At 72.4% G+C, this 7,198-nt stretch carries 7 protein-coding genes; 2 read left to right on the forward strand and 5 right to left on the reverse strand.

Annotation, left to right across the window (positions count from 1 at the left end):
* Positions 1 to 15 precede the first annotated feature (15 nt).
* Both G3576_RS23125 and G3576_RS23130 read left to right on the forward strand, forming a co-directional pair.
* Positions 16 to 759, forward strand: a complete 744-nt coding sequence (locus G3576_RS23125) for a maleate cis-trans isomerase family protein (RefSeq protein ID WP_164696833.1) — start codon at positions 16 to 18, stop codon at positions 757 to 759.
* 5 nt (positions 760 to 764) lie between these two features.
* Positions 765 to 1,958 (forward strand): FAD-dependent oxidoreductase, encoded by a 1,194-nt coding sequence (locus G3576_RS23130; protein WP_164696834.1) that lies wholly within the window; start codon positions 765 to 767, stop codon positions 1,956 to 1,958.
* Positions 1,959 to 2,028: 70 nt separating this feature from the next.
* Here the strand turns inward: G3576_RS23130 and G3576_RS23135 are convergent, their stop codons facing one another.
* The 5 genes from G3576_RS23135 to G3576_RS23155 form a co-directional block, all read right to left on the reverse strand.
* Entirely contained in the window at positions 2,029 to 3,000 is a 972-nt protein-coding gene (locus G3576_RS23135) for a Bug family tripartite tricarboxylate transporter substrate binding protein (protein ID WP_164696835.1), read from the reverse strand.
* 52 nt (positions 3,001 to 3,052) lie between these two features.
* Positions 3,053 to 4,033: a threonine ammonia-lyase gene (locus G3576_RS23140; RefSeq protein WP_164696836.1), complete on the reverse strand. Its 981-nt coding sequence runs from the start codon at positions 4,031 to 4,033 to the stop codon at positions 3,053 to 3,055.
* Complete coding sequence (locus G3576_RS23145) at positions 4,030 to 5,154, reverse strand: NAD(P)/FAD-dependent oxidoreductase (RefSeq protein ID WP_235952366.1); 1,125 nt, start codon at positions 5,152 to 5,154, stop codon at positions 4,030 to 4,032. The genes G3576_RS23140 and G3576_RS23145 overlap by 4 nt, the downstream gene beginning before the upstream one ends.
* 102 nt (positions 5,155 to 5,256) lie before the next feature.
* On the reverse strand, positions 5,257 to 6,036 hold the full coding sequence (locus tag G3576_RS23150; protein ID WP_164696838.1) for an ABC transporter ATP-binding protein: 780 nt from the start codon (positions 6,034 to 6,036) through the stop codon (positions 5,257 to 5,259).
* The gene (locus G3576_RS23155; RefSeq protein WP_164696839.1) at positions 6,033 to 7,028 is read right to left on the reverse strand and encodes a FecCD family ABC transporter permease; all 996 of its coding nucleotides are present in this window, start codon (positions 7,026 to 7,028) and stop codon (positions 6,033 to 6,035) included. The genes G3576_RS23150 and G3576_RS23155 overlap by 4 nt, the downstream gene beginning before the upstream one ends.
* Between the last annotated feature and the right edge of the window lie 170 nt (positions 7,029 to 7,198).

Raw genomic sequence — 7,198 nt, forward strand, 5'->3', positions numbered from 1 at the left:
CGCAGGGGATGATGCATGGCGGATGCGCTGGGATGGCGGAAGCGGATCGGCTTCGTGGTGCCCTCCACCAACACCACGGTGCAGCCGGAGGTCGATGACCTTCGCCCCCGCGGCGTCACCTTCCACCTCGCCCGCGTCTCCATCAAGGAACGCCCGCTGACCTCCGAACAGGCTTTTCTCGAGCACGTCCAGGCGATGCGCGATGGCCTCGGTTCGGCGATCGAGCAGGTGATGACCTGCGCGCCCGATCACCTGGTGATGGGCGTGGCGCTGGAGGCCTTCTGGGGTGGCGTCGCGGCGTCCACGAAGCTGGAGGCGGAGCTGGCGGAGAAGGCCGGCGTGGGCATCTCCATGGGCTCCACCGCGACCGCCGCCGCGCTGCGCGCCTTCGGGGCGAAGCGGATCGCGATCCTGACGCCGCATCAGCCCCGGGGCGACGAGATGGTGCGCGCCTGGTTCGTCGAATCGGGGTTCGAGGTGGTGCGCCTCAAGGGCCTGAAATGCCCCTCGCCGCGGGAGATCGCGCATGTGCAGCCCGCGACCATCCGCGAATCCTTGCGCGAACTCGATGGCCCGGATGTCGAGGCCCTCGTCGCGGTCGGCACCAACCTCGCCAGCGGCGCCGTGGCGGCGGAGGGGGAGCGCTGGCTCGGCAAGCCCGTGCTCGCCATCAACACCGTGCTGACCTGGCACGCCATGCGCGCCGTCGGCATCGAGGACCGCGTCTTCGGCCATGGCCGCGTGCTGGAGGAACATTGACGCCGATGGCCGATCCCCAGGTCATCATCGCCGGCGCCGGCCCCGCGGGGCTGACGGCGGCGCTGTTCCTGGCGCGCGCCGGCATCGCCGTGCGCGTGCTGGAACGCCACACCGAACCCTTCGAGGATCCCCGCGCCGCCACCATCCATCCCCCGACGATGGAGATGTATGCGGAATCCGGCGTCACCGCCGACCTGCTCGCCCAGGGCATCCGCGCGCCGGTCTGGCAGTTCCGCGGCAGGGCGGAGGGCGTTGTCGCCGAATTCGACCTCGGCCTGCTAGCCGACGTCACGCCCTTCCCCTTCCGCCTGCAATGCGAACAGCACAAGCTCTGCCGCATCCTCCTCTCCCACCTCGCCCGCCACAGCCATGCGGAGATCGTCTGGGGCGTGGCGGTCACGAACGTCACGCAGGATGAAGATGGCGTCAGCGTCTTCACGGCGGACGGCACCACGCATCGCGCGGCCTATGTGATCGGCGCCGATGGCGGCCGCAGCGTCGTCCGCAAGTCGCAGGCGATCGGCTTCGAGGGCTTCACCTATCCCGAGCGCTTCCTCGTCGTCACCACGACGGAGGACATGGGCGCCAAGGGCTATGCCATCTCCTCCTACATCTCGGACCCCGTCACCTGGTGCGCCATGTTCAAGGTGCCGGGCAAGGCGCCGCCGGGCCTCTGGCGCATCGTCTTCCCGACCGATCCGGCGGCCGAGGAAGCGGCGCTGCTGGATTTCGCCGCGGCGCGCGACCGGGTGCGCGCGCTGATCCCACAGGACGGCGATTTCCCCGTCGTGCACACCAACCTCTATGCCGTGCACCAGCGTGTCGCCGCCACCTTCCGGAAGGGTCGCGTGCTGCTGGCCGGCGATGCGGCCCACGTCAACAACCCGCTTGGCGGCATGGGCATGAATTTCGGCGTGCATGACGCCATTCTCGCCGCGCAGCGCATCGCCGCGGTTCTCGCGGGCGGCGACGACGACCTGCTCGACCGCTATTCCCGCCAGCGGCGCCATGTGGCGGAGGCCTTCCTCCAGGCCATGACCATCGCCAACAAGAAGAACCTGGAGGAGAAGGACCCGGTGGCGCGCGGCGCACGCCTCGCGGAGCTGCGCGCGACGGCCGCCGACCCCGGCAAGGCCCGCGCGCATCTGCTGAAGACCAGCATGATCGAAGGCGTCCGCGCCGCCGCCGCCATCCCCTGACGACGGTCCAGGCCCGTCTCGGGCCTGGCGGATGGGGCCTGGGGAAGGCAGCGCCTTCCCCAGAGTCTGCCTACTGCAACCTGATCCCCGCCACCCGCACCACCTCGTTCCATCGCGCCACATCCGCGCGCAGCCGCGCCGCGAAGGCCTCCGGCCCTTCCCCCAGCGGGTCTGCGCCAATGCGCTGCATCCGCTCCTGCACCGCCGGCCGTTGCAGCGCCCCCGCGATCAGCCCGTGGATGCGCGCGGCCAGCGCCGGCGCCATGCCCTTCGGCCCCATCAGCCCGTTCCAGGTGATGGTCTCGTAGCCCGGCACGAGGCTCGCGATGGGCGGCACGCCAGGCAGCTGCGCGCTGGCTTCCAGGCTGGAGACGCCGTGCAGACGCACCGCACCGCTCTGCGCATGCGGCACCGCTTCCGACAAATTCGCGAACATCACCGGCGCATTGCCCGCGATGACATCCGCCAGCGCCGGCGCGCCGCCGCGATAGGGCACGTGTTCCGCCTGCACGCCGATGCGCTGCAGCAGCAATTCCATGGACAGGTGCTGGAAGCTGCCGACGCCCCCCGACGCATAGGCGAAGCGCCCGCTGCGCGCCCGCATCCAGGCGATCATGGAGGGGAGGTCCGTCGCCTCCACGCTGCGGTGGCTCATCAGCACGAAGGGGTTGGTGCCGAGGTTCACGATCGGCGTCACATCCGCCACCGGATCGAACCGCGGCGGCTGCGCCATCGCGACGGGCGCCACGGCCAGCACGGCCACCGCCACCATCATCAGCACATGCCCATCGGGCGGCGATCGCACCAGCGCCTCCGCGGCCAGCAGCCCGCCCGCGCCGGTGCGGTTCTCCACGACGAAGGAGGAGCCGGGCAGCGCCTCCTGCAACAGCTCGGCGGAAAGCCGCGCCAGGCCGTCCGTATTCCCGCCGGGGGCGAAGGGCACCAGGATGCGGACGGGCCTCTCGGGCCAGGGCGCCTGCGCGCGAAGCGGGCAGGGCAAGGCGAGGATCGCGGGCGCGGCGAGCAGGGCACGGCGATGCATGGGGTTCTCCGGCGGTTCCACCGCCACTATGCACGCACCGGGCCAGCCCGCTTCAAGCGGCGAGTGCCTCCGCGAAGACGGCGGGATCGACATTGCCCCCGCTGATGACGACGCCCACGACCTTGCCCCGCGCATCGACCTTGCTCGCCAGCACGGCGGCCAGGGCGACGGCGCCGCCGGGCTCGACCACGATCTTCAGATGCTCGAAGGCGAAGCGCATGGCGCGGAACACCTCCGCCCGCGTCACCACCACGGCGCCGGCAAGCCGCGGCTGATTGACCGCGAAGGTGATCTCGCCCGGGCGCATGGACAGCAGCGCATCGCAGATCGTCTCCCCCTGGCCGTCATTGGCGATGCGGGCACCCGCCTCCAGGCTCCGCTTCGTGTCGTCCCACCCCTCCGGCTCCACCGCCCAGATGGCGGTGCCCGGCGATGCGCCCTCCGCCGCCAGCGCGCAGCCCGCGACCAGGCCCCCGCCGCCCGTGCAGACCGCGAGGCCATCCAGCGTGAGGCCCGCCGCCTTCGCATCCTCGAAGAGTTCCAGCGCCAGCGTGCCCTGGCCCGCGATGACGTCGGGATGGTCGAAGGGCGGCAACACCGTGCCGCCGCGCTCCGCCGCCAGGCGGCTCGCCAGCGTCTCCCGGTCCGTGGTCCTGCGGTCGAAGAAGGTCACCTCCGCGCCCCAGCGCTTCGTGCTCTCCACCTTGATCGCTGGCGCATCCATCGGCATGGCGATCAGCGCGGGCATGCCGAGCATGGCGGAGGCACAGGCCACCGCCTGCCCGTGATTGCCGGAGGAATGCGTCACCACCCCCGCGCCCCGCGCCGCGTCCGGCAGGCGCATCGCGGCGTTGGTCGCGCCGCGCAGCTTGAAGCTGCCGGTGCGCTGCAGGACTTCCGGCTTCACCAGGATGGTGCCGCCCGTCATCTGATCCAGCAGGCGGTGCCGCAGCATCGGCGTGCGCACGATATGCGGCGCGATTCGCGCGGCGGCATCGCGCACATCCTGGGCCGTGGGAAGGCTCGCACTCATGACGCATTCCTCCTGAACCGGTCCGGATCCGCCAGCGCCGCCACCGGCAGCACATCGGCGTCCACGTCGCCGGCGATGATGCCCGCCACCAGCCGCCCCGCGGCCGGCGCCGTCTGGATGCCATAGCCGCCCTGGCCGACCAGCCACAGGAAGCCCGGCGCCGCACGCTCGAACCCGATCGCCAGGCTCCGGTCCGGCGTGAAGCTGCGCAAGCCGGCCCAGCGATGCTCCACCCGGTTCACCGGGATGTCGAGCGCCTGCTGCATCCGGTCCACCGCGATCGCCACGTCGATCTCATCCGGCTGCACATCATGCGGGTCCATGTCCGTCTCATCGGCCGGGGAGACCATGAGCTTCCGCCGCGCCTCCGGCCGCGCATACCAGCTGTGGTCGGCATCGCCGAGCAGCGGCCAGCCTCGGCAATCATGGTCGCCGGGATCGATGATCAGCGCCGTGCGCCGCTTGGGCTGCAGCCCGATGCGCGCCACGCCCGCGATCACCGCGACCTCATCCCCCCAGGCGCCGGCCGCATTCACCAAAACCTTCGCCCGATGCACCGCGCCGTCGCTCGCCTGCGCATGCCAGCGGCCCGCCTCATGCCAGATGCGCCCCGCGCGATGCCGCAGCGCCAGCACGCCGCCTGCGGCGCGGGCAGACTTGAGAAATCCGTTGTGCAGGGAAGCGACATCGATATCGAAGGCATCGCGCTCGATGCTCGCCATGGCGGCATAGCCGGGGCGCAGCGCGGGGACCATCGCCGCCACCTCCGCGACGTCGATCTCCTCGATCTCCGCCCCCTCCGCGATCATCTGCCGCAGATGCGCCACCTGGTCGGGCGGGGCCAGGTTCACGACGGGGCGCGTGCTGATCAGCGGACCGGGCGCGAAACCCTCCGGCGGATGGTCGAAGAAGCCGCGTGACGCGCCCGACAGCCGCCGCACATCGGGCGGGCCGTAGTTGAGGATCCAGAGCGCGGCGGAACGACCGGTGCTGTGATAGCCGGCACTCTCCTCCGCCTCCAGCAGCGCGACCTTCAGGCCGCGCCAGGCGCAATGCGCGGCAGCCGTGGCGCCGGCCATGCCGGCCCCGATGATGACGACGTCGAAATCGAGGGTGTCCATGCGGCGCATGGTTCGGCGCGTGCGGGGGTTCGGTCAACCGTGGGGAAGGCGTTGCCTTCGCCACACCCCATCCACCAGGGGCGAACCGCCCCTGGACCGTCGTCAATCGGGGCCGCCGAGCAGAGGCGCGCAGACCATGCGGCCGCCCAACTCACCGATGACGGCGGGCACGCCATAGACGGCGGCCAGGCGCTCCGGCGTGACCATGGCGGCCGGCGCCCCCGGGCCCTCCAGCGCGCCGCCATGCAGCAGCGCCACGCGGTCCGCGACCAGGAAGGCATGGTCGGGATGATGCGTCGTCATCAGCACGGCATGACCCTCCGCCGCCAACCGCCGCGCCTCGCGCAGCAGCAGCGCCTGGTTGCCGAAATCGAGGCTCGCCGCCGGCTCGTCCATCACCACCACGGCCGCCTCCTGCGCCAGCGCCCGGGCGATCAGCACCTTCTGCCGCTCGCCCCCCGACAGCTCGGTCACCCGCCGCTCCGCGAACCCCTCCATGCCGAGCCGGGCCAGCGCCGCCCGCGCCGCCGCGACATCCCTGGCCCCGGGCTGCGCCAGCAAGGGCAGATGCGCCGCCCGCCCCATGGCGACGACATCCAGCACGCGATAGGCAAAGCCCCCCGGCGCGGCCTGCGGCACATAGGCGATCTTCCGCGCCACCGCCTGCCGCGCCATGCCGCGCAGATCCTCGCCCGCCACCAGCACCCGCCCCGCCAGCGGCGGGATCAGGCCGAGCAGCGTGCGCAGCAGCGTCGTCTTGCCCCCGCCATTCGGCCCCAGCAGCACGGTCACCGTGCCGGCTTCCAGCGCGAAGCCGATGCCCGCCGCCACCACGCGCGACCCGTGGCCGATGGACAGCCCCTCGCAGGCCAGCAGGCTCATGCCGCCCGCCGCCGCGCCAGCAGATACAGGAACAGCGGCGTGCCCAGCGCCGCCGTCAGGATGCCGAGCGGCACCTCCGTCCGCCCCGCGCCCCGCGCCAGCGTATCGACGCCCAGCAGGAAGGCCGCGCCGAGCAGCATGGAGAGCGGGATCAGCCGCGCCGTCTCCGGCCCGCCCAGCAGCCGCGCGGCATGCGGCACCACCAGCCCGATCCACCCGACCGCCCCCGCCAGCGCGGTCACGGCGGCGGTCGCCAGCGTCGCCCCCGCGATGGCGGCAGCCCGCAGCCGCGCGGTGGGCACGCCGAGCGCCCGCGCCTCATCCTCCCCGAGGGTGAGCAGGTTGATCCGCCAGCGCAGCAGCACCAGCACGAGAAGCCCCAGCAGGGCAGGGGGCGCGGCGGCCAGCAGGTCGCCCCGGTTCACGCCGGACAGCGTGCCGAGCAGCCAGAAGGTGATGGCCGGCAACTGGTTGTAGGGATCGGCGAAGACCTTGAGCAGCGAGATCACGGCCCCCACCAGCGCCCCCAGCGCCACCCCCGCCAGCACCAGCACCAGCAGCGGGTCGCCGCCCTCATCCCGCACCGCCCGCGCCAGCGCGCCGACGCCCGCGACGGCCGCGATGCCGCCGGCGAAGGCCGCGCCCTGCACCCCCGCGATGGGCAGGCCGAGAAAGATCCCCGCGACAGCCCCGAGCGACGCCCCCGCCGAGACGCCCAGCAAATCCGGCGAGGCGAGCGGATTGCGGAACATCGCCTGGAACGCCGCCCCCGCCCCAGCCAGCGCCGCGCCGACCAGCATGGCCGCCAGCACGCGCGGCCCCCGGATGTTCCAGAAGACCGCCGCGGCGGCCGGATCCACCGCATCCCCGCGGCCCGTGACCAGCAGCCAGAACTCCGCGGCCGAGATCGGGAAGCGCCCGACCGACAGCGCGCCGAGCACGGCGGCGACCGGGGCGGCGATGGCGACGGTCCAGGCAAGACCGGCTCTCATGCCGGGCGCCCATCACCCCCACCCCAGCCCTCCCCCGCAAGCGCGCTAGTAGATTCACACATCTGCATAGGTCTGGAGGGTTTTGAGAGCGGTTTTGCCGGCCTGGAAGTGGGTCCATCCGTCGAGCATGACGATAGGACCTGGCTTGCCGTAGTAGCCGGTCCAGCCGC

It is taken from the genome of Falsiroseomonas algicola, assembly GCF_011040385.1.
In the GTDB taxonomy this organism is placed as follows: domain Bacteria; phylum Pseudomonadota; class Alphaproteobacteria; order Acetobacterales; family Acetobacteraceae; genus Falsiroseomonas; species Falsiroseomonas algicola.